Raw genomic sequence first — 20,848 nt, 5'->3', positions numbered from 1 at the left:
CGTTTCAACCGGTCTCGACCATGGCCATGAACTCGGGCCAGGCTTCGGGGTCGGCCACGGTCTTGTCCCGGCAGAAGGCGTTGCAGAAGCCCCAGACCTGTCCGTCCATTTCCATGAAATGCGTGACCGGATTGCCGGAATAGGGGCAGGCCGCGTTGACCGATGGGCCAGCGTCCACAGGGTGGGCCGGGCGTGGCGCGGGGCCGGGCCAATCGATTTTCGGGAACGCCTGTTCATACCAGGGCAAGGTGACGCCGGAGACCAGCCCCATGGCGCGGAACTGGCGGAAGGCCGGGTCGGAAAGGTGGCGCTCCACATAGGCACGCGCGGTGTCGCCCACATGCAGCGAATACCCCGCGACCCGGGCCGCGACCGGCGCGTAAAACGCATCTGCAACCGAATAGTCGCCGCAGAGCCATGGCCCGCCTGACTGCGCCAGAGCGAAGTCCCAGATCTCCTCGATCCGGGTCAGGTCGGCCTGCAGCGCTTCCGAGACCGGGACATCCGTGTAGGCAGTCCGTGTGTTCATCGGGCAAAATCCACGCAACGCGCCAAAGCCCGAATGCATTTCGGCAGCCAGACTGCGGGCGGTGGCGCGCAGGACCGGATCGACGGGCCACAGCCCGGCCTTGGGGTGGCGGCTGGCCAGTTCCTCGGCCAGCGCAAGCGAGTCCCACGCCAACCCGCCATCCGAGAATTTCACTGACGGGACCGTGCGCGCAGGGGCAATATCAGTCAGTTGTTCACGCACCTCGGCGGCATGGAAATCCACCCGTTGCACGGCACAGGGAAGCCCGAAGCGGCGGAACAGCAGCCAGCCGCGCAAGGACCAGGAAGAATAGGCGTAATCGCCGATATAAAGCATATCTGTCATGGCGCGAACGCTATCGCGATGTCTGTTTGCCGTCCAATTGCCAATTGTGCGGCCCTCCATCACGGATTGTGAAATGGCTTTTGGGTACCCATGTCTAAAGGAGAGTTTCAGGTGTTTCTTTTGATCCGGTTTGCAATGACCTGCGTAGACACGGTGTCAGACACAGAAACAAAGTCAAACCGGGGGAGCGAACATGGCACTGGACATGACAGACGACAGACGCTTGTCCCGCGCGGCAATGAAAGCCGAGTTGCTGGATGCGGAGACGGAACGGAAACTGGCCTATGCGTGGCGGGATGAGCGCGACGAAGAGGCGCTGCACAGGCTGATCACCGCCTACATGCGGCTCGCCATCTCCATGGCGGCCAAATTCCGGCGCTACGGCGCTCCGATGAATGATCTGATTCAGGAGGCCGGTCTTGGCCTTATGAAAGCGGCGGACAAGTTTGACCCGGATCGCGGCGTGCGCTTTTCGACCTATGCGGTCTGGTGGATCAAGGCGAGCATTCAGGATTACGTGATGCGCAACTGGTCGATGGTGCGTACCGGATCGACCTCGTCGCAGAAATCGCTGTTTTTCAACATGCGCCGTGTTCAGGCCCAGATCGAGCGCGAGGCCGCACAACAGGGCGAGGAACTGGACGGCTGGCAATTGCGCCACAAGATCGCCGCCGAGATCGGCGTGCCTTTGGCGGATGTGGAAATGATGGAAGGGCGTCTGTCCGGGTCCGACTTTTCGCTCAACGCCACGCAATCGGTCGAGGATGAGGGCCGGGAATGGATCGACACGCTGGAGGACGAAGGCCCGCAGGCGGCTGAGCAGGTTGAGCATTCCCATGACACCGAACAGCTGCGTGAATGGCTTGTGACCGCGATGAACGGGTTGAACGAGCGCGAGCGCTTTATCGTGCGCGAACGCAAGCTGCGCGAGGATGCCCGCACACTGGAAAGTCTTGGCAATGAGCTGGGCCTGTCCAAGGAACGCGTGCGCCAGCTTGAGGCTGCGGCCTTCCAGAAGATGCGCAAGTCGCTTGAAGGCCAGAGCCGCGAGGTGCAACACTTCCTCGCATGAGATATGTGATTGCGTTTCTGGTGATGCTGAGCCCGTGGCCCGTTTGGGCGGCGGGCTCTTTTGATGCGGATGTGGTGATTTTGGGGGAGTTGCATGACAATCCCGGCCACCACGCGCGGCAGGCCGCGCTGATCCGCGAGATCGCGCCGCGCGCCGTGGTGTTCGAGATGCTGACACCGGATGAAGCCGCGATGTTGGACGGCGTGGCGCGCGATCCTGAGGTCATGGCCGGGGCGGCACAGGATGTGGCGTGGTTCAATATGTCGGACTATGCCGGGGTTCTGGTGGCCTCTCCGCGCATCCTTGGGGCGGCGTTGCCACATGAGCAGGTGCGGCAGGCGTTTTCCAATGGCGCGGCGGCGGTGTTCGGCGAAGAGGCCGATGCCTATGGGCTGACCGAGGCGCTGTCACCAGAGGAGCTTGAGGCCCGCAAAGCGCTGCAATTCGCCGCCCATTGCGAGGCGATGCCGATGGAGATGATGGGCGGCATGGTCGAGGCGCAGCGGCTGCGGGACGCGAGTTTCGCGCGCTCTGTGCTGGCGGTTCTGGACAGATATGGCGCGCCCGTGGTGCTGATCACCGGGAACGGCCATGCGCGCAAGGATTGGGGTGTTCCGGTCTATCTGGCGCGGGTGCAACCGGGGATCGCGGTCTTTGCGCTGGGGCAGGGGGAACCGGATCAACCGCCACACGGGTCATTTGACCAGATGGCGACAAGCGATGCGCCGGAACGGGATGATCCATGCGCCACTTTTCGCTAGCAGGGTGGCTCAGCGATATTTCGCGGCGGTGATGAATTCCCCAAAACTTTCGCACCACACGACAACCGTGGTGTATTCGGTGATGTCGACCCCTTCGGGTATATCGAGCAGAAACCCACCAAAGGTTTTTACATCTCCGATCAGGGCGGCATCGGATTTAAGTGCTTCAAACCCGGCCTCGTCCTCGACAAATGCGGTGGTCAGGTAGAGCTTGTAATCGGGGCCGGGCGCCAACGCCCCCATATGCACGATCTGACTGTCGGTGAGGCTGACGCGGCCTTCGCCCCAGTGCAGGAAATCACTGCCTGCAAGATCGCGGGTGAACGCGGCCTCAAACCGGGCGTTTTGCGACCGGGCTTCGAGCATGGCGGCATCGGGATTGTCCGGTGCGGTCAGGATCGGCAAAAGGTAGATGCCAAGCGCGAAGCCTGCGGCAAAAACAAGGCCATGACTGGCAAGAAAGAGGATCAGGCGACGCATGGCAAACTCCGTATCGCTTTGCGAAGCCTGAAGGCTGCCACCCTAGAGGTCAACCGTTTGGATGGGTTGTGGTGATGCTGGACAGGCCGTAAGCTTTGGGGCGGGTAACAGGGATGCACAACATGCTGGCAGGCAAACGGATTTTGCTGATCATCGGGGGCGGGATTGCCGCCTACAAGTGTCTTGACCTGATCCGCCGCCTGCGCGAACGCGGCGCGTCGGTGACGCCGGTCATGACGCGCGCGGCAGAGGAACTCGTCACTCCGCTGAGCGTGTCGGCCCTGGCGGGGGAAGAGGTGCATCGTGACCTCTTTGATCTCACCAAAGAGGCGGAGATGGGGCATATCCAGCTGTCCCGCGTGGCCGATCTTGTGTTGGTGGCCCCGGCAACGGCGGACCTGATGGCGAAAATGGCGCAGGGATTGGCGGGCGACCTGGCCACGACCCTGCTTATGGCCACGGATACGCCGGTGATGATCGCGCCCGCGATGAATGTGCGTATGTGGGAGCATCCCGCGACGCAGCGCAATCTCGCGCTTCTGCGGGGCGACGGTGTGCGCGTTGTCGGGCCGGAGGCGGGCGATATGGCCTGTGGTGAGTTCGGGCCAGGGCGGTTGTCGGAGGTGCCCGACATCATTGCGGCGCTGGAGGCGCATTTCAACGCAGGGCCATTGGCGGGCAGGCGCGTGCTGGTCACCTCCGGGCCCACGCATGAGCCGATTGACCCGGTGCGCTATATCGCCAACCGGTCCTCGGGTGCGCAGGGGACGGCGATTGCGCGGGCCCTGGTGTCGCTGGGGGCCCAGGTGGTCTTTGTGACGGGGCCTGCGGATGTGGCCCCGCCGGATGGTGTGGTGCTGCACCAGGTAGAGACAGCCCAACAGATGCTGGAGGCGGTTGAGGCCGCCCTGCCGGTCGATGCCGCGATCTTTGCCGCGGCGGTGGCGGATTGGCGGGTGGACGGGGCGAGCGCGTCCAAGATCAAGAAAGAGGTGGGCAAAATGCCCACCCTAAGCTTTGCGGAAAACCCCGACATCCTTGCCACAGTGGCGCAGATGAAGACCGGGCGGCCGGGATTGGTGGTGGGGTTTGCGGCCGAAACGGATGATGTTGTCGCCCATGCCACGGCCAAACGGGAGCGCAAAGGCTGCGACTGGATCGTCGCCAATGATGTGAGCCCGGAGACCGGGATCATGGGCGGGTCCGAGAATGCCGTGGTGCTGATCTCTGATGACGGGGCCGAGGCATGGCCGCGCATGGGCAAGGATCAGGTCGCTGAGCGGTTGGCACAGAGGCTGGCGGAGGCGCTTGGTTGAGATTTCGGGAGCCTCCGGCGGGAGTTTATTTGGCAAGATGAAGGGCGGGGCGTGGTTGCTTTGAAACTCATGTGGGATGCAGGCGCTGATCGGTCGCTTGGCTTGCCGTGCTATGAGACTGCAGGATCGGCGGGGGCCGATCTGCGGGCGAATTTTCCGGAGTGCGACGGGGTGGTGTTGCATCCGGGCGCGCGGGTGCTGGTGCCCACGGGACTGCGGGTGGCGGTGCCGGAGGGGTTCGAGGTGCAGATCAGGCCGCGCTCCGGATTGGCGCTCAAACACGGGATCACGCTGCCCAATGCGCCCGGCACGATTGACAGTGATTATCGCGGACCCTTGGGGGTGATCGTGATGAATGCCGGGGATGCGCCGTTCGAGATCACGCACGGTATGCGTATCGCGCAGATGGTGCTGGCACCGGTGGTGCAGGCGGCCTTCGAACTCGTCGAGAGCCTTGATGAAACGGCGCGCGGGGCGAGTGGTTTCGGCTCAACAGGAGTGTCCTGATGCTGTTGGTTCTGGCCATGGCGGCGGCGATCTGGGGCGCGGGCTGGGCGCTGGGCATGCCGCGCGCGGCGCGCTGGCCGTTGATCGGGCTTTTGTTCGTGGCCGTGATGGGGATACAGCTGCTGTTTCCCGATGGCCATCCGCTGCGCGAGGCGACCGGCGGCGATCCGGCATTGTGGCTGATTCTGGCGGGGGGCGTCGCGCTGGTGATGGGGTATCGCCGGGTGCTGGGCCGCGTCAGGGACAGGGCCAGAGGGCAGGAAGAAAAGGATGCGCCGAAGCCTATGACGGACAAGCTGAGTGAAACAGAGCTGGAGCGCTATGCGCGCCATATTGTGCTGCGCGAGTTGGGCGGGCCGGGTCAGATGCGTCTGCGGCGCGCGCGGGTTCTGGTGATTGGCGCGGGGGGGCTGGGCGCGCCTGCGTTGCAATATCTCGCGGCGGCGGGTGTGGGGACCATCGGGGTGATCGATGACGATGTGGTCGAAAACGCCAATCTGCAGCGGCAGGTGATCCACCGCGATGCTGACATCGGCATGCCCAAGGTATTTTCCGCCAAGGCGGCGATGGAGGCGCAGAACCCCTATGTGACGGTTCGCCCCTATCACCGGCGGCTGACCGAGGAGATCGCCGGGGAGCTGTTCGACGATTACGATCTGGTGCTGGACGGGACGGATAATTTCGACACCCGCTATCTGGCCAACCGGGCGGCGGTCGCCAAAGGGGTGCCTCTGATCTCAGGTGCGTTGAGCCAGTGGGAGGGGCAATTGAGCATCTTTGACCCGTCCCGTGGCGCGCCGTGCTATCAATGCGTCTTCCCCGAGGCCCCCGCGCCGGGGCTGGCCCCGTCCTGTTCCGAGGCGGGGGTTTTGGGACCGCTGCCCGGCGTGGTGGGGGCGATGATGGCGGTGGAGGCGATCAAGCTTTTGGCGGATGCGGGCGCGCCTTTGCGCGGTGAGATGCTGATTTACGATGCGCTCTGGAGCGAGACGCGCAAGATCGGGCTGAAGCGGCGGGCGGATTGCCCGGTATGTGGTGAGAAACAGGAGGGGTGAGCGTGGACAATGTCTTGTTGAAGGAATGGGACGGGCCGTTCGGGTTGCCGCCCTTTGGCGATTTCACCGATGCGGATTTTGCCCCGGCGCTGGAGGTCGCGCTGGCCGAGGATCTGGCCGAGGTGGAGGCCGTGGCCAACAATTCCGAGCCGCCGACATTTGCCAATACGATCGAGGGGCTGATGGCGACGGGCGCGGCGCTGGACCGGGTTGCGGGGGTGTTTTTCAACATCGCGGGCAGTGACAGCAACCCCAGGCGCGAAGAGTTGATGCGGGAATTTTCGCCCAAGCTCGCGGCGCATTCATCAGCGATCTACGGGAATGAAAAGCTGTTTGCGCGGATCAATGCGGTTTGGGAGGCACGTGACTCGCTCGACCTGAACGACGAACAGCGCCGGGTGCTGATGCTGACCCATCGCAATTTCGTCCGCGCGGGCGCTGCGCTGCAAGGGAACGCAGCCGAGCGCATGAAAGCGGTCAAACAGCGGCTGGCGGAGTTGGGCACGGCGTTTACCCAGAACCTTTTGGCGGATGAGCGCGACTGGTTCATGGAATTGTCCGAAGATGATCTTGATGGGTTGCCGGGGTTTGCCGTGGATGCGGCCCGCGCGGCGGGCAAGGAGCGCGGCACAACGGGGCCGGTTGTGACGTTATCGCGGTCGCTGATCACGCCGTTCCTGCAATTCTCGCCGCGTCGGGACCTGCGTGAGCGGGCCTACAAGGCCTGGGTCGCGCGCGGGGCCAATGGTGGCGAGACCGACAACCGGGACATTGCGGCGGAAATTCTGGCGCTGCGCGAGGAGCGAGCAAAGCTGCTCGGATATCCGGATTTCGCGTCTTACAAGCTGGAAACCGAGATGGCGGGCAATCCGGACAAGGTGCGCGAGTTGCTCATGGCGGTCTGGGAGCCGGCCAAGGCGCGGGCCGAAGCGGATGGGCGCGTGCTGGAAGAGATGATGCGAGACGACGGCATCAACGGCGCGCTGGAGCCATGGGACTGGCGTTACTACGCCGAGAAACGGCGCAAGGCGGAGCATGATCTGGATGAGGCGGCGCTGAAGCCTTACCTGTCGCTGGATCAGATGATCGCAGCGGCGTTTGATTGCGCCAACCGGCTCTTTGGGTTGGAGTTCCGGGCACTGGATGTGCCGCTCTATCACGCGGATGCCCGTGCATGGGAGGTGACGCGCGGGGGCGCGCATGTCGCGGTGTTCATCGGAGACTATTTTGCCCGTGGCTCCAAACGCTCGGGCGCATGGTGTTCGGCGATGCGGTCGCAGGCGAAGTTCCCGCAAGAGCAGCGCCCCATCGTGGTCAATGTCTGCAATTTCGCCAAGGGCGATCCGGCGCTTTTGTCCTATGACGACGCGCGCACGCTGTTTCACGAATTCGGCCACGCGCTGCATCAGATGCTGTCGGATGTCACCTATGACATGATTTCCGGTACCTCCGTGGCGCGTGATTTCGTGGAACTGCCCAGCCAGCTTTATGAGCACTGGCTTGAGGTGCCCGAGGTGTTGCGGCGTTTCGCCACCCATGTGGAGACCGGCGAGGCGATGCCGCAGGAGATGCTGGACAAGGTGCTCAAGGCCGCGAATTTCGATCAGGGGTTCCAGACGGTGGAATATGTCGCCTCGGCCTTGGTCGATCTGGCGTTCCATGAGGGTGCTGCGCCGGGTGATCCGATGGCGAAACAGGCCGAGGTGCTGGAAGCGCTGAGCATGCCACATGCCATTGGAATGCGCCACGCGACACCGCATTTCGCGCATGTCTTTGCGGGCGACGGATATTCCAGCGGGTATTACAGCTATATGTGGTCCGAAGTGATGGATGCCGACGCCTTTGCCGCTTTCGAGGAAGCGGGCGGGGCATTCGACCCGGAGATGGCGGCAAAGCTGGAGGAGCATATCCTCTCGGCGGGCGGTTCGGACGAGGCCGAGGCGCTTTATCTGGCCTTTCGGGGCAAGATGCCTGGGGTCGAGGCGTTGCTCAAGGGGCGTGGATTGGCGGCCTAGGCGTCGGCCTCAGAACAGCTGACGGGTCAGCGTGTAGCCGCGCTTTTCCAACTGGTTCAGTACCCCGCTTTCGCCCATCAGGTGCAGTGCGCCGACCGCGATCACGATATTGGTCTCGGTCGCGCGTTCGATATGCGCCATCCAGGAAAGGTTACGGTCGATCAGCAGGCTTTGCTCAAAATCGGCAAAGGCCGCATCCAACTCGGACGTTTCCATATCCATGTACCGATCCGCCAGTACACGGGCCAGCGCCCAGCTTTCGGCATTGGCCTCGTCGAAATAGCTTTCGGTTGTGGTGGCCATCATGTCGTCACTCACCCGTTCCGGCATAAGGCTGGCCACAAGAAAGGATACCTGTTTCTCGAACGGCTCTTCGGTGAAGATCGAGATCACGTCCTCGATCCGCTCCAGCGAGCGCATGGGCGTGCCCGCGTCTTCGGCCACTGTAATGAGCCGGTCGTCCAGACCGGGATTGTCGTCCGAGGCCAGCGTTTCCATCATGCAGGCCGGGATCGACAGCATCACCGAGAGATACCAGGGCTGCATTTTTGCGGCCATGAAGGGTGGCAGACCCCGGGCGCGGGCGGCATCCGCGATCAGAGCCCATGTCTCTTCGTCCAGCGCCTCGGGCAGCGTCGTGTCGGTGAGCAGCAACAGGCCGGGATCGGAGGCCATCATCCGCTCCATGCGCTTTTCTTCGTCCCGGGTGATTTCAAGGAACAGCAGGTCGGCGGTTTCGATATGCGGGGCAAGCTGTTCGGTCAGCGCGTCCATACGCGGATCACCCAGATGCATGGTGCCGATCACGCGGATGATTTGGCCGTCCTTTTCCGCCAGCCAGTGATTGCCACGCGGAAACGGGGTGTCACGTTCTGCGGCTTGCAGGGCGGTACGCTCTGTGTCGCTCAGCCCCGGTCGCAGATCCGTGCCCACACATTCGGCCAACGCCGATAGTGGCAGCAACAGGATCACGACAACACTCAATAGCAAACGCATGGAACCTCCCGAACTCTGTTCCCGGAGGCTTAGCGTTTGCCGGGCGTTAGTAAACCCCCTTGATCTCGTGCTCGGTGCCATTGAACGTAAAACTGTCGCCCGCGCCAAGGTCGGCCATCGCCTTGTAGATCGGCGCGGCGGGGGAGATGCCCATTGTTCTCAGCCCGTCAAAGTCGAATTCCGACGTGGAGACGCAGACCACCAGAAGCCGGTCGTCCAAGTGAACTGCGGCACCCTCTCCGACCGTATCCCTGGCGGCAAAGTCGATCTCGGATAGGCGGGTCAGCCGCGCCTCGTCGTCATGCATGGCCTCGTCCAGCGCGGCGGCCAGTTCGCCCGCCGCCTCGGCCTGCGATTGCTCGCTCCGTTCGACGGTTTCGCCACGCGCGACCCGGGCGTCGGCCACGGTCGATTGGTATTTCGCGCGGGCGTCCTCATAGTCGGATTGGGCCAGTTCCAGAAGCCGGGTCTTGAGTGCCGTTTTGTCCATTTTGTGCCTCATGCTGTTCGCGTCAGATCAGAGTTTGCGCGCAAGATTTTGCAGTCGTCTTTGATATGGGTCAGGTTCCGCAGAAGGTGGTGTAGGGTCCGAACCCGTCCGGCGCGGGTTGGGCGTAGTCCTCCAGCCCGTCGCGCGCGGTGAACGGATCGCGCAGCACCTCCAACAGCGTGGTGATCTCGGTCATGTCACCGTCGCGTTCGGCAGCCTGCAGCGCGCTTTCGACCAGATGGTTGCGCGGGATGTAGACCGGGTTGACGGCGTTCATTGCCGCGGCGCGGTTCTGTGCCGGATCGCGGGCCAGCCGGTCCTGCCATGCAGGCAGCCACGCGTCCAGCGCGGAGGGATCATCAAACAGATCGCGCAGCGGTGCGTTGTTGCCCTCTGTCGCCAATGTCAGGGCACGGAAGGCCTGCGTATGGTCGACCCCTTGTCCCTCCATCGCTGCATAGAACCCGTTGGCCAGATCCGTATCGCTGTCTTCTGCGGTGTTCAGCCCCAGTTTGGGCCGCATGCCGGCCACCCAGTCCGCCATGTAAAGCGCGGTAAAGCCCTGCACGGCCTCGGTCGCGATGCGGATGGCCTCGTCCTGATCCTCGTGCAGATGCGGGATCAGCGTTTCCGCCAGCCGCGCAAGGTTCCACTGGGCGATGACCGGCTGGTTGCCATAGGCGTAACGTCCCTGCCGGTCGATCGAAGAGAACACGGCCTTGGGGTCATAGGCGTCGATAAAGGCACAGGGGCCGTAATCGATGGTCTCGCCGGAAATCGTTGTGTTGTCTGTGTTCATCACGCCGTGGACAAATCCCACATGCATCCATTTCGCCAAAAGCGTGGCCTGCCGACGGATCACGGCGTTCAGGAAGGCGAGGTATTTATCCGGCGCATCGGCAAGCGATGGATCATGGCGGGCAATGGCATAATCGGCCAGTTGCCGGACCCGGGCATGTTCGCCGCGCGCGGCAAAGAACTGGAACGTGCCCACGCGCAGGTGGCTGGCGGCCACGCGGGCCAGAACCGCGCCGGGCTTTGGGCCTTCGCGATGGATCATCTCGCCGGTGGTGGTGGCGGCCAGCGCGCGGGTGGTCGGGATGTGCAGCGCATGCATCGCTTCACCGATCAGGAATTCGCGCAGGACAGGGGCCAGCACAGCCTTGCCATCGCCGCCGCGCGAAAACGGCGTGCGGCCCGAGCCCTTGAGGTGGATGTCGCGGCGTTGTCCGTCCGGGCCGATGATTTCCCCAAGAAGGATTGCGCGCCCGTCGCCCAGCTGCGGAGAAAAGCCGCCGAACTGATGTCCGGCATAGGCCTGTGCCAGCGTGTTGGCCCCCTCGGGGGCCTTGGCCCCGGAAAAGATGGCCGCGCCTTCGTCCGTGTCCAATGCGTCGGGATCAAGTCCCAGATCATGGGCCAGCCCGGCATTGAGCAGCACGATGCGCGGCTCTGGCACCTTGTCGCCTTCCCACGGCACATAGAATCCGTCGAGATCGCGGGCATAGCTGTTGTCGAAGCGAAAAAGGGGCGTGTGATGTGTCATGCCCTTAACCTGTGTCGCGACGCGCGAAATTCCAAGGGCAAAGAGTCAGGATAGGGCGGGCGCATCGGCCCGCCCCGGTCTTCCTCAAAGACGTTTGTCCAGAAAGTTTGAGAAGGCCGCCCAGCTTTGCATGTCGGCGCGCTCCTGATAGCGGTTCGAGCCAAAGACGGTAAATGCGTGCGGTGCGCCGGAATAGACTTCGATCTCATAGGCGGTGCCAGCAGCCTCCAGTTCTTCGGCAAATGTGGCCACGTCATGCATGGTGATCGACGTATCCGCGCCGCCATGCAGCACAAGGATCGGTGGCTCATCCCCATCCCAGCTTTGGCCCTCGGGCGTGGACAAGCCGCCGTGGAAGGTCGCGTAACCCTGGGCCATGCCGCCGATATCGCTGCGCGCCATTTCAAGCGCCACGGCCCCGCCAAAGCAATAGCCCTTGACCACCATCGGCAGATCTGCGGAGCGGCTTTGCGCCTGTGAGACCCCGGCAGAGATCAGCGCCCGCATACGGTCACGGTCCTGATAGAGCGCGCCGGTGGCGGCACGCCGGTGGTCCATCGTCTCGGTCGGGGTGTCGTCGCCGAACATGTCGAGCGCAAAGGCATTATAGCCCATCTCGGCCAGCATATCGGCGCGCTGGCGTTCGTAGTCGGTCATGCCATCCCAGTCATGCACGATCAGCACGAGCCCCTTGGGATTTTCAGCAGCGGCAAAATAGCCGGTAAAGGCCTCCCCATCGACGGTGTAATTCACATCCTCGGCAAGTGCCGGGGCGGCGGCGAGGGTCGCAAAGGCAATCGGAAGTGCAAAACGCATTGGTTTTCTCCGGTCGGTTGTTCAGACGTTCGTGACAAAACGTTAGTTTGGAATCCGGATGCGGCAAGCCGCAGCATTTGGTCGCTTCGCAAATGTGAGGACGGCCCGGCGCTTGACCTTTGGCCGGTCACGCGGGAGGCTCTTCCAAACATCAGGGAGAATATTCAATGAAATTGATGCATTGGCTTGTTTCTGCGGTGATTGGTTCCGGCGTTTTTCTCGGGTTTGGACAGGTTGCGGAAGCGGCGGAAATCAACGCATATGACGACCCTTATATGGGCTGCATCGTCAAGATCGAAGGGGTGATACAGCCGGGCGACGCCAAAGTATTGGAGCGTGTCCTCAAAGCCGAGCTGATCCGGCGCGGCGCGCGTGGTGACCGGTTTGAATACATGAACGAGAACGGTCATCGCATCTGCCTTGACAGCCCCGGCGGTTCCTTTTCCGAAGGGCTGCGCATGGCTGAACTGATCCAGGGCGCAATGGGCACGGCCGTCCCGCGCGGGGCGCGGTGTGAATCCGCCTGTGCGGTGGTATTCATGGCCGGCTCGCAGAGCACCGAAAGCGATGCCGGTGTCGTTGCCAACCGCAAGCTGCATGCAGGCGCGCGGTTGGGTTTTCACGCGCCGTCGCTTGAGGTCGCCGAAGGTGCCTATTCCGAGGCGCAGGTCAACAAGGCGTACAAAATCGCGGTATTTGGGCTAGGCCAGCTCATGGCGCGGATGAGCGACATGAAACTGTCGCAGACCTTGATCGCCGAGATGCTGAAAACCCCGCCGGAGGAAATGTTCTATGTCGATACTGTGCACAAGGCCGGGCGCTGGCTGATCCCCGTGGTGGGGACGGTACGCCCGTCCGAGATCACGCCGCTGGCCGTGTCGAATGCCTGCAACTCATATTACGCTTGGACGGGGGACCGGCTTGCGACAAACGGGTTCGGCTTTGATCCCGACCCGGCCCAGCGCTGGGGCTGGAGCCCGCAAATCTCGAACCGCTCGGGCCGGATCGAAGCGGTGATGGACGGATTCGGGCAGGAAGGATCGCTGAACTGCAAACTCTATGTCGATCCCGCTGCCGGTGCCAATGACGCGGATGGGCTTTGGGGGCAGTACGCCTCGATCCGGATGGGGGAGGACGGTATCGGGTTCGAGGCTTCAGCCGCCACCTTCTTTGACCCGCGCACCCCGCTGGCCGCATTGGTCCGTCCCGAGGACGCCAATGTCACGACGCGGGACGTGATGGCGCATACGCCGACCGACCGGAGCACCGAACAGGGCACATGTTATGTGTTCAAGGGCAGCCAGCGACTGGATTTCGATCCCTGTGGGTTTGAGCGCAGCATTCAGGTTCAGTCCAACCTGTCCGAGCGCGACGTCAGTACCTTTACATGGCCGTCCGGGGCTAAAACCGTGGTGGAACGCGGGGGCGATACAAAGATCAATGGGCGGGAGGCCAAGACGATCTGGTCGGACAAGCCGGTGAAAGGCGATTGCTGGCTGAACATCGGGTCGGGCAACACGTTTTGCTTTGAGAAAAGCGCGTCCTGATCAAAGGGGGACGGATGCCGCATGAGCGGCATCCGCCGTGTCAGGTCATTCCGCCGCGTCGCGTTTGGGCAGGACCCAGTCGGCGCGCGGGAAATGGCAGGTATAGCCGCCGGGGAAGCGTTCGAGATAGTCCTGATGCTCCGGCTCGGCTTCCCAGAAATCACCCACAGGCTCGACCTCGGTCACGACCTTGCCGGGCCAGATGCCGGAGGCCTCGACATCGGCGATGGTGTCCAGCGCCACGGCTTTCTGATCCTCGTCCACATAGTAGATCGCGGAGCGGTAGCTGAGGCCAAGGTCATTGCCCTGCCGGTTCAGCGTGGTCGGGTCATGGATCTGGAAAAAGAACTCCAGAAGCTGCCGGTAGCTGATTTTCGTGGGATCAAACAGGATTTCGATCCCCTCGGCATGGGTGCCGTGGTTGCGATAGGTGGCGTTGGGCACGTCGCCGCCGGTATATCCGACGCGGGTTTTCTCAACACCGGGAAGCTTGCGGATCAGATCCTGCATGCCCCAGAAACAGCCACCGGCCAGAACAGCCCTGTCCGTCATGTCACGTCCTCCACTTGATCCAGATAGGCACCATAGCCTTCGGCCTCCATATCGTCACGATGGATGAAGCGCAGCGAGGCCGAGTTGATGCAATAGCGCAGGCCACCCCTGTCTCGCGGACCGTCAGGGAACACGTGACCCAGATGGCTGTCGCCATGGGCCGAGCGGACCTCGGTCCGGATCATGCCATGGGTGGTGTCGCGCAGCTCGTTGATATGAGTGGGCTCGATCGGCTTGGTAAAGCTGGGCCAGCCACAGCCCGATTCAAATTTGTCCGACGAGGCAAAGAGCGGTTCGCCAGACACGATGTCCACATAGATCCCCGGTTCCTTGTTGTCGTTATATTCGCCGGTAAAGGGCCGCTCAGTACCGTTCTCCTGTGTCACCCGGTATTGCTCGGGGGTCAGGGTGGCGATCACGTCGGGGTTCTTTTGGTATGTCAATTCATGCCCTCCTACATGGTGATGTAGCGTATCTGGGGTGGGTCAGGGCTTTTGTCCAATTTCATGTCAGCCGCGTCACGTCGCTGTGAGATGGGTTTCAGGCCGCTCAGGTGCGCATGGGTTTGAGTGCCTCGTAAAGCGCACGATACCGTGTCAGCCGTTCGTCATGATAGGAGCGGCGCTCAGGATCGGGCGTGAATTCCCGGTCGATCTCGGGGCGTTGTGCCAGGTCGGTGACCGAGGCCGCGCCACAGGCCACCGCGGCCATGCGGGCCGCACCCACGGCGGGACCGACATCGGCACCCTTCCCACGGGCCAGCGTCAGCCCGGTGGCATCCGCGATCGTCTGCAAAAGCATGTCCGAGCGCGTGCCGCCGCCAATCGTCAAAAGCGGTTCCGGGATTGCAGCTGTCTGGCGTACGGAGTCTGCCGCATCGCAGAGGCTGTAGGCGATGGCCTGGATGACGGCGCGCATCATCTCGCCGGGGCCCGTGTCGTTTTCCAGCCCGTAAAACGCGCCGCGAATGGCCGCGTCGCCATGCGGGCTGCGCTCGCCGGTCAGGTAGGGCAGAAACAGCGGCGTAGCACCGGGGGCATCCGCCGCCATAGCCAGCAATTCCGGGATCGGGCGGTTGGCCACATCCGAAAACCAACTCAGAGGACGTGCGCCATTGAGCATTGCGGCCATCTGGAACCAGAGGTCCGGCAGGGTGTGGGCAAAGGAATGCAAACCCACTTCGGGCGCGGCGCGGCAGCGGGTGGTGGGCACAAAGAACTGCCCCGACGTGCCCAGCGAGATAAAGGCCGTACCATCCGCGACCGCCCCTAGCGAAACGGCGCCGGCCGCAGCATCGCCCGCGCCAGCGGAGACGGGGATGCCCGCAGGCAGGCCCAGCGCTTCGGCCGCTTCGGGGCGCAGATGGCCTGCGATATCCGTGCCATGCAGCACCGGCGGCAGCCAATCTGGGTTTGTTTGCGTCGCCGCGCAGAGCGCCGGGGACCAGCCATGGGATTTCTGGTCCAGCCACCATGTCCCTGCAGCATCGCTCGCATCGGTGACAAGCGCGCCGTGCAGCCAATGCCCCAGATGATCCTTGGGCAGGCAGATATGGGCGATGCGTCCGTAAATTTCTGGCTCATGTCTGGCAAGCCAGGGGAGTTTCGGACCGGTCAGGCCGGGCATCGGGCGCACCCCGGCGACATGGGCAAGATCGGGATGGTCCCGTTGCAGAGCGTCACATTCTACGGCCGCGCGCCCGTCGTTCCAAAGGATGGCCGGGCGCAGGACCTGATGCGTCGCGTCCATCAGCACTGCACCGTGCATCTGTCCCGACAGGCCGATGGCGCGGACCCGGGCCGCATCGTGGCGTGACATCAACGCCTGAACGGCTGTGATCGTTGCGTTGCGCCAAAGGTCCGGGTGCTGTTCGCTCCAGCCGGATTGTGGATGCGAACTGCGCATCGCCGCATCGGCACTGTCGACAAGCTGCAGGTCTGAACCGACCAAAGAGGCCTTGACGGCAGAGGTGCCGATATCGATTCCCAGAAACATGGCGCTACCCTGTGATTTTGGGCGCTAACATATCCCCATGACTCCGCAGAGGAAAGGTCGCGGCGCACCAAAATTCTTCGAAGAATTTTGCAAATTCCATGAATGGAATTTCGCCCGCCCCTTGCAGGTGTCAGCCCAGTATATGCCCCGCCGTGCGCATGGCCAGCGCCGCGATCGTCAGCGTCGGCGCATTGACCGGCATGGTCACATGGGCCGAGCTTCCCATGATGTAGAGGTTACTGTGCTGGTGCGATTGCTGGTGGGAATTCACGACTGATGTGTTCGGATCGTCGCCCATCCGCGCCGTGCCGCCGATGATGGCGTTGGACAGGTAGACCTCGTTCGAGGATATTTCGGTTGAGCCCAGCCTTTGCAGCACCTCGGTATTCATCTTTTGCGAAATGGCCATGCCCGCGCGTGTATAGTCGTCGATGCTGTAATGGATGCGCGATTTGGGCAGGCCCGCGCTGTCCAGCTCGTCCGACAGGGTCAGGCGGTTGTCGGGATCGGGGAGGATTTCACCGCTGGAGTTCAGACGCAAATGCCGGGATACGATGCGGTTCAGTTCCTGTGCCAGTTCTTGTCCCCTGAGACCCTGATCAATCAGTTGCTTGGCAACATTCGTTCCGTCGGAATTGCCGGAATGGCCGGAATTCATGAAACTGGTGCCGATGGCGGCGTGCGACGAGCGGAAGTCGCCGTCGCGCAGTTCCAATAGGCCGCTGGTCTGTTGCGGGCCGCGATAGGGGAAGACGGGATCCTTTGTGACGCCCTTGGTGTCCTGATTGGCCTGGGTGATCAGGTAGCGGCCCACCGCGTCCGAGCCATTGGCCACGCCGTTGGGGGCGTTCTCCTGCGCCGACATCAATAGCAGGCGGGGGTTTTCGATCGCGTGGCAGCACAGCGCGTAGATATTGGCGGTGATGGTGGATTTGGAGCCATCGGGCCGGGTGACCTCCATGCCCGAGACCTGACCATCATCGCCGATATGGATCGTGGTCACCACGGCCTCGGTGATGATCTCTGCCCCCGCCGCCTCGGCCTTGTCGGCGATGACCGACCCGTCGAGTTTCGCCCCGATGGGGCAGATCGGCACGCAGGTGTTGTTGCCACAGCAGGGCGGACGCCCGTCAAAGGGCACCGAGTTGCGCGCGTGGCTGAAAATGCCGGAATGCAGGCCCATTTCCTTGAGCGCAATATCGACGCGACTGTCCATGTAGCTCGCCGGGATGGGCGGCATGGGATAGGGTTCGTCGCGCGGCGCGCCCCAAGTGTAGTCCATGGACCCGGCTACGCCCCAGATTTTCTCGGCCTTCACGTAATGCGGGCGCAGATCGTCATAGGACACGGGCCAGTCCAGCGCCACGCCATAGGTGGATTTCATCCGGAAATCCGCCGGGCGCAGCCGGTCGGCAAAGCCGGTCCAGTGCCAGGTCGATCCGCCATAGATGCGTAAGTACGCGCCCACGAATTCCATCGGCCCGGCCTGATCATAGAAGGTGCCATAGCCGTTGTCCTGCGGGAACGGGGCCCAGTCATTGGAGGGATAGGGGGCCTGCGGGCCTTTGGTCGGGTTGTTGGTAAAGACCGACATCCAGTCCATGCGCGGCTTGCGCGGCCCGGCCTCCAGGATCGTCACGCGGCGCCCCGCCTCCAGCAGTTCCAGCGCCAGATGCGATCCGGCCATGCCTGCGCCGACAATCAGAACATCGGTTGTATCCGGGATGGGGCCCGTCATCGTTTCGGCTCCGCCCAATGGCCAAACGGCCCGCCGCAGAGCCCCGGCGCGGTCGCAAATGTCAGCGCCTGCCATCCAAGGCAGTAATCGTAATAGCGCACCTCACCGTCTACTTCACCGGTATAGAGAAAGGTTGCGATCCAGCGCATCTGATCGGCGGCGAGCGTGCTTGCGGCGTCAGACATGCTCTCCAGCGTTGGGCGGCGGCGGGCCAGCGCGACAAGGTCGAACACAGCCTCGACCCCGTAGGCGCGGGCAAATTCGGTCTCCGCCGCGCGGGCCAGTTCGGCGGGCATATAATTGGTGCCGCCAATGGCGTGGATCAGGTTGCGAAACACGGTCAGGTCATCCTCGACCCCCAGCCGTGCGGCAGCGGGTGTCGCGGCCCCTGCCATCGCTGTACCAAGCAGGCGGACCACATCACGTCGGGAAAAGCCCGCCATCAGAACGTCCTCACAAGCGCGAGGCCGCGCGACCGGTCGGACGCGCTGTCCTTGTCCAGCATTGCCTCGTAGAGCATTTCCATCGGGATCCAGGCGGGCGGGTATTTATAGCCCGCCACATCGAGAACGAGCACCGAATCCGAAGCCTCGTGATAGGCCGCCACGGGCGAGACATGCCCGCCGCCGTTCTGGCCGACGATGCCGCGATTGTAGTTCACGATGACCCGGACAGACGGGTCCGACACGCCTTTGACAATCGCGTTGCGCATCTGGTCCACCGGATTTTCATCGGCAAAGATCGTCCTGGCGTCCACATCAAGATGCGTGAGGTAGAGCCCGATCTGATCCAGTGTCAGCCCGTCGGTGACCACCTGTTCAAAGCTCTTCACCTTTTGATTGTCTTCGTTGAAGATGTTTTCCTGTGTGAAATAGGGGTAGGGGTAGCGCTTGGGATCAATCGGGCGCGGCAGCGCGTCCTCGAATGAATTCAGCACCGCCGCCATGGTGGCGATGGAGCAGAAGGTCAGGAATTTTTCGCTTTCCACATAAGGGGCCACAAGGAAGTAATCGCGGTTGAACCGGCTTTCGAGAATGCGGTCGGTGCCCTCCTGTGTGGTCAGATAGACCAGACGGTCATCGGCACCCTCAACACTTGCCTTGATCAGATGGGCGATGGGCGCGGTCTGAACCACCGAGGCATCGGTGCCGAAGAACGCCGCCATCTGGTCGATCTGCGCATCCGAGAGCTGCTTGGCCACGGCCTGCATCACATCGGCAGTCCCGCCGGAGCGCTGGCCGGATTTATAGGCGTGCAAGGCGTTTTGCAGATAGGTCTGCGACTGGCCGTGAATGATCGGGATATGATCAATATGCGCCACGCCATCGACGCTGTGACAGCTCAGGCAGGTCTGGGTGTCGATTCCGGCGCTTTGATTGGCAAAGGCGGGCGCGGCGACAAGGGCGAGCGCGGCAAGTGTGAGCGTCTTCATGGCAAAATCCTTACATTCATCATCATGCCTGCGTCCTCATGGGGCAGGATGTGGCAATGGGTGACAAAATCCCCGTCGAAATCCTCGAACCGCGACCGGATGGTGAGCGTGCCTGCGGCGGGCACGATATGGGTGTCGTACCAGGGGCGGTCCGGGACCGGTTCACCATTGATCGCCACCACCTGAAACGGGTTGATATGGATATGCATCGGGTGGGGATAGGCGGTGGTGTTCACAAAGGTCCATTCCTCGGCGGTGTTCAGCCGTGGGTCGAGGTCCCAAGTGTCGGGGTCATAGCTTTGACCGTTGATTGTGAAGGCGAGGTCGAACACTGCGCGGCTGTCTTTCACCTCGCCCAGCACGATGGTCCGTTCGCGCACGATCTCGGCGTCGGTGATGTCGAGCAGGGTCGGGGCCTGTGCGGGCATCGCGCCGGATGCGGGCGCATCGCTGGCCTCGATATGCACCGCGCCGATGGTCGTGGCGGGCAGGTCCACCAGACCGTGACGATAGGGTTGGCGCACGAGGTCGGTCAGTCCGGGTGCAACCCCCTCGACCACTACGTCAAAGCGGTTGCCGGGCGACATCAGCAGCGTCTCGATCTCCTCGGGCGCAGGCAGCGGATTGCCATCGCGCCCGATGAGCCATGCCTTGAGCCCCATCGCTTTGAAATCAAGCGGGCAGAACTGGAAATCATTGGCCAGCAAAAGACGCCAGAACTGCCGCTCCCCGTGGCGAAGACGGATCGTGGGGCGGAAATCTCCATTGATGGTGAAGAACCGTGGCGCGGTGAGCGACATGAATTGCTTCGGATTGTCAAAATCGGCTTCCGAGCCACCAATCACGGTCTGGATGATCAATTGCCGCTCGGGCAGGTCTTCGGGCACGTATCCTTCCGGCTCGACAATGATCAGCCCGGCCATCCCCGTGCCGATCTGGGCGGCGACCGAGCCGTGCCAATGCGGATGGTACCAGAACAACCCCGTGGGGTGGTTGGCGGGGATTTCCACACGGTAGTTTTGCGTCTGCCCCGGCTCGACCGTCAGAAAGACATTGTCGCTGTTGCCCTTGGGGCTGACATGCATGCCGTGAAAATGCAGGTTGGTTGTATTCAGATCATGCGGGGCTACATGCACAACATCCGATCCATCATGATCATGCGCCGCCTTTTCGTCGCGTATGGGTTGAAGCGGCATGTTGGGCGGCAGGTCATTGACCAGCTCGATCTCCATCACATCGCCGGGACGGACCCGCAGCGTCGGGCCTGGCATGCCGCCGTTGTAGCGGCGCAGCAGGCGCGGTTGTTCATCCACAAGCGCCTGCGCCAGGGTGATGGTGAGCGTGGCGCGCAAGACGCCGTTTTCACTCTTGATTTCGGGCGGATTGCGCAGATCGCCCCCGGTGCCAAGCCCAAACCGCGCAAGCGCGTCCGCGCTGGCCTGTCCCGACCAGCCAAGCGCAAACATGCCACCGGCAGCCGCGCCTCCGGCCCCAAGCGCCATGATCTGCCTGCGCGTGTGCATGTTCCAGTCCCCCGTTTCTGACCAAGCCTGCCACGCTTCCCGTGAAAAAGCGAATGTCGCGTATATCGTTACCGTTGGTTATTCGGTATAGGTGTGATCAAGATCACTCTTTTCCGTGTTAACGATTCCTGTG

General features: G+C 62.7%; 20 protein-coding genes. 7 read left to right on the top strand and 13 right to left on the bottom strand.

The features are described from left to right. Nucleotides 1–4 precede the first annotated feature (4 nt). Nucleotides 5–874: a glutathione S-transferase gene (locus PGB28_RS12600; RefSeq protein WP_271421865.1), complete on the bottom strand. Its 870-nt coding sequence runs from the start codon at nt 872–874 to the stop codon at nt 5–7. Between the two features lie 193 nt (nt 875–1,067). On the opposite strand from PGB28_RS12600, the gene PGB28_RS12595 reads away from it, so the two are divergent. Further along, entirely contained in the window at nt 1,068–1,946 is an 879-nt protein-coding gene (locus tag PGB28_RS12595) for an RNA polymerase factor sigma-32 (RefSeq protein WP_271421864.1), read from the top strand. Further along, nucleotides 1,943–2,707, top strand: coding sequence for a ChaN family lipoprotein (locus PGB28_RS12590; RefSeq protein ID WP_271421863.1), 765 nt, complete (start codon nt 1,943–1,945; stop codon nt 2,705–2,707). Before PGB28_RS12595 ends, PGB28_RS12590 begins: the two co-directional genes overlap by 4 nt. 9 nt (nt 2,708–2,716) lie before the next feature. On the opposite strand, the gene PGB28_RS12585 is transcribed toward PGB28_RS12590, so the two are convergent. Beyond that, nucleotides 2,717–3,187, bottom strand: a complete 471-nt coding sequence (locus PGB28_RS12585) for a DM13 domain-containing protein (protein ID WP_271421862.1) — start codon at nt 3,185–3,187, stop codon at nt 2,717–2,719. Between the two features lie 122 nt (nt 3,188–3,309). Between PGB28_RS12585 and coaBC the strand changes: the two genes are divergently transcribed. From coaBC to PGB28_RS12565, 4 genes are all read left to right on the top strand, one after another. Continuing rightward, nucleotides 3,310–4,503 carry a bifunctional phosphopantothenoylcysteine decarboxylase/phosphopantothenate--cysteine ligase CoaBC gene (gene coaBC, locus PGB28_RS12580; protein ID WP_271421861.1) on the top strand — a complete coding sequence of 398 codons (1,194 nt, stop codon included), beginning with the start codon at nt 3,310–3,312 and terminating at the stop codon, nt 4,501–4,503. A gap of 69 nt (nt 4,504–4,572) precedes the next feature. Then, nucleotides 4,573–5,010 carry a dUTP diphosphatase gene (gene dut, locus PGB28_RS12575; RefSeq protein ID WP_408636256.1) on the top strand — a complete coding sequence of 146 codons (438 nt, stop codon included), beginning with the start codon at nt 4,573–4,575 and terminating at the stop codon, nt 5,008–5,010. Then, nucleotides 5,010–6,065, top strand: coding sequence for a HesA/MoeB/ThiF family protein (locus tag PGB28_RS12570; RefSeq protein ID WP_271421859.1), 1,056 nt, complete (start codon nt 5,010–5,012; stop codon nt 6,063–6,065). Before dut ends, PGB28_RS12570 begins: the two co-directional genes overlap by 1 nt. Nucleotides 6,066–6,067: 2 nt before the next feature. After that, nucleotides 6,068–8,080, top strand: a complete 2,013-nt coding sequence (locus tag PGB28_RS12565) for a M3 family metallopeptidase (RefSeq protein WP_271421858.1) — start codon at nt 6,068–6,070, stop codon at nt 8,078–8,080. Nucleotides 8,081–8,089: 9 nt separating this feature from the next. On the opposite strand, the gene PGB28_RS12560 is transcribed toward PGB28_RS12565, so the two are convergent. The 4 genes from PGB28_RS12560 to PGB28_RS12545 all read right to left on the bottom strand — a co-directional run bounded on the left by PGB28_RS12560 (nt 8,090) and on the right by PGB28_RS12545 (nt 11,928). Next, complete coding sequence (locus tag PGB28_RS12560; RefSeq protein ID WP_271421857.1) at nt 8,090–9,076, bottom strand: TraB/GumN family protein; 987 nt, start codon at nt 9,074–9,076, stop codon at nt 8,090–8,092. Between the two features lie 46 nt (nt 9,077–9,122). After that, nucleotides 9,123–9,566 carry a hypothetical protein gene (locus PGB28_RS12555; RefSeq protein ID WP_271421856.1) on the bottom strand — a complete coding sequence of 148 codons (444 nt, stop codon included), beginning with the start codon at nt 9,564–9,566 and terminating at the stop codon, nt 9,123–9,125. Nucleotides 9,567–9,636: 70 nt separating this feature from the next. Then, nucleotides 9,637–11,112, bottom strand: coding sequence for a protein adenylyltransferase SelO (locus PGB28_RS12550; protein ID WP_271421855.1), 1,476 nt, complete (start codon nt 11,110–11,112; stop codon nt 9,637–9,639). A gap of 84 nt (nt 11,113–11,196) precedes the next feature. Continuing rightward, nucleotides 11,197–11,928 carry a dienelactone hydrolase family protein gene (locus PGB28_RS12545; RefSeq protein WP_271421854.1) on the bottom strand — a complete coding sequence of 244 codons (732 nt, stop codon included), beginning with the start codon at nt 11,926–11,928 and terminating at the stop codon, nt 11,197–11,199. 167 nt (nt 11,929–12,095) lie between these two features. Between PGB28_RS12545 and PGB28_RS12540 the strand changes: the two genes are divergently transcribed. After that, nucleotides 12,096–13,475, top strand: a complete 1,380-nt coding sequence (locus PGB28_RS12540) for a COG3904 family protein (protein WP_271421853.1) — start codon at nt 12,096–12,098, stop codon at nt 13,473–13,475. Nucleotides 13,476–13,520: 45 nt separating this feature from the next. Here the strand turns inward: PGB28_RS12540 and msrA are convergent, their stop codons facing one another. The 7 genes from msrA to PGB28_RS12505 form a co-directional block, all read right to left on the bottom strand. Continuing rightward, on the bottom strand, nt 13,521–14,027 hold the full coding sequence (msrA, locus tag PGB28_RS12535) for a peptide-methionine (S)-S-oxide reductase MsrA (protein ID WP_271421852.1): 507 nt from the start codon (nt 14,025–14,027) through the stop codon (nt 13,521–13,523). Beyond that, the gene (gene msrB, locus PGB28_RS12530; RefSeq protein ID WP_271421851.1) at nt 14,024–14,470 is read right to left on the bottom strand and encodes a peptide-methionine (R)-S-oxide reductase MsrB; all 447 of its coding nucleotides are present in this window, start codon (nt 14,468–14,470) and stop codon (nt 14,024–14,026) included. Before msrB ends, msrA begins: the two co-directional genes overlap by 4 nt. Nucleotides 14,471–14,576: 106 nt before the next feature. Next, nucleotides 14,577–16,022, bottom strand: a complete 1,446-nt coding sequence (gene xylB / locus PGB28_RS12525) for a xylulokinase (RefSeq protein ID WP_271421850.1) — start codon at nt 16,020–16,022, stop codon at nt 14,577–14,579. Nucleotides 16,023–16,152: 130 nt separating this feature from the next. Continuing rightward, entirely contained in the window at nt 16,153–17,760 is a 1,608-nt protein-coding gene (locus tag PGB28_RS12520) for a GMC family oxidoreductase (protein WP_271421849.1), read from the bottom strand. After that, nucleotides 17,757–18,203, bottom strand: coding sequence for a hypothetical protein (locus tag PGB28_RS12515; RefSeq protein WP_271421848.1), 447 nt, complete (start codon nt 18,201–18,203; stop codon nt 17,757–17,759). The genes PGB28_RS12520 and PGB28_RS12515 overlap by 4 nt, the downstream gene beginning before the upstream one ends. Continuing rightward, a complete protein-coding gene (locus PGB28_RS12510) occupies nt 18,203–19,192 on the bottom strand; it encodes a phytochelatin synthase family protein (RefSeq protein WP_271421847.1) in 990 nt (329 codons plus the stop codon). The genes PGB28_RS12515 and PGB28_RS12510 overlap by 1 nt, the downstream gene beginning before the upstream one ends. Further along, nucleotides 19,189–20,715 (bottom strand): multicopper oxidase family protein, encoded by a 1,527-nt coding sequence (locus tag PGB28_RS12505; protein ID WP_271421846.1) that lies wholly within the window; start codon nt 20,713–20,715, stop codon nt 19,189–19,191. The genes PGB28_RS12510 and PGB28_RS12505 overlap by 4 nt, the downstream gene beginning before the upstream one ends. Nucleotides 20,716–20,848 lie beyond the last annotated feature (133 nt).

Source organism: Primorskyibacter aestuariivivens, from assembly GCF_028023675.1.
Classification (GTDB): Bacteria; Pseudomonadota; Alphaproteobacteria; order Rhodobacterales; family Rhodobacteraceae; genus Marinovum; species Marinovum aestuariivivens.
This window is presented reverse-complemented; position numbering and strand designations above follow the sequence as displayed.

Coding starts and splice junctions, on each gene's coding strand:
- PGB28_RS12520 (WP_271421849.1), bottom strand. CDS start 17,760: ATGACGGGCCCCATCCCGGATACAACCGATGTTCTGATTGTCGGCGCA.
- PGB28_RS12510 (WP_271421847.1), bottom strand. CDS start 19,192: ATGAAGACGCTCACACTTGCCGCGCTCGCCCTTGTCGCCGCGCCCGCC.
- PGB28_RS12555 (WP_271421856.1), bottom strand. CDS start 9,566: ATGGACAAAACGGCACTCAAGACCCGGCTTCTGGAACTGGCCCAATCC.
- xylB (WP_271421850.1), bottom strand. CDS start 16,022: ATGTTTCTGGGAATCGATATCGGCACCTCTGCCGTCAAGGCCTCTTTG.
- PGB28_RS12585 (WP_271421862.1), bottom strand. CDS start 3,187: ATGCGTCGCCTGATCCTCTTTCTTGCCAGTCATGGCCTTGTTTTTGCC.
- msrA (WP_271421852.1), bottom strand. CDS start 14,027: ATGACGGACAGGGCTGTTCTGGCCGGTGGCTGTTTCTGGGGCATGCAG.
- PGB28_RS12505 (WP_271421846.1), bottom strand. CDS start 20,715: ATGCACACGCGCAGGCAGATCATGGCGCTTGGGGCCGGAGGCGCGGCT.
- PGB28_RS12550 (WP_271421855.1), bottom strand. CDS start 11,112: ATGACACATCACACGCCCCTTTTTCGCTTCGACAACAGCTATGCCCGC.
- PGB28_RS12595 (WP_271421864.1), top strand. CDS start 1,068: ATGGCACTGGACATGACAGACGACAGACGCTTGTCCCGCGCGGCAATG.
- PGB28_RS12560 (WP_271421857.1), bottom strand. CDS start 9,076: ATGCGTTTGCTATTGAGTGTTGTCGTGATCCTGTTGCTGCCACTATCG.
- dut (WP_408636256.1), top strand. CDS start 4,573: ATGTGGGATGCAGGCGCTGATCGGTCGCTTGGCTTGCCGTGCTATGAG.
- coaBC (WP_271421861.1), top strand. CDS start 3,310: ATGCTGGCAGGCAAACGGATTTTGCTGATCATCGGGGGCGGGATTGCC.
- PGB28_RS12515 (WP_271421848.1), bottom strand. CDS start 18,203: ATGGCGGGCTTTTCCCGACGTGATGTGGTCCGCCTGCTTGGTACAGCG.
- PGB28_RS12540 (WP_271421853.1), top strand. CDS start 12,096: ATGAAATTGATGCATTGGCTTGTTTCTGCGGTGATTGGTTCCGGCGTT.
- PGB28_RS12545 (WP_271421854.1), bottom strand. CDS start 11,928: ATGCGTTTTGCACTTCCGATTGCCTTTGCGACCCTCGCCGCCGCCCCG.
- PGB28_RS12600 (WP_271421865.1), bottom strand. CDS start 874: ATGACAGATATGCTTTATATCGGCGATTACGCCTATTCTTCCTGGTCC.
- PGB28_RS12590 (WP_271421863.1), top strand. CDS start 1,943: ATGAGATATGTGATTGCGTTTCTGGTGATGCTGAGCCCGTGGCCCGTT.
- PGB28_RS12570 (WP_271421859.1), top strand. CDS start 5,010: ATGCTGTTGGTTCTGGCCATGGCGGCGGCGATCTGGGGCGCGGGCTGG.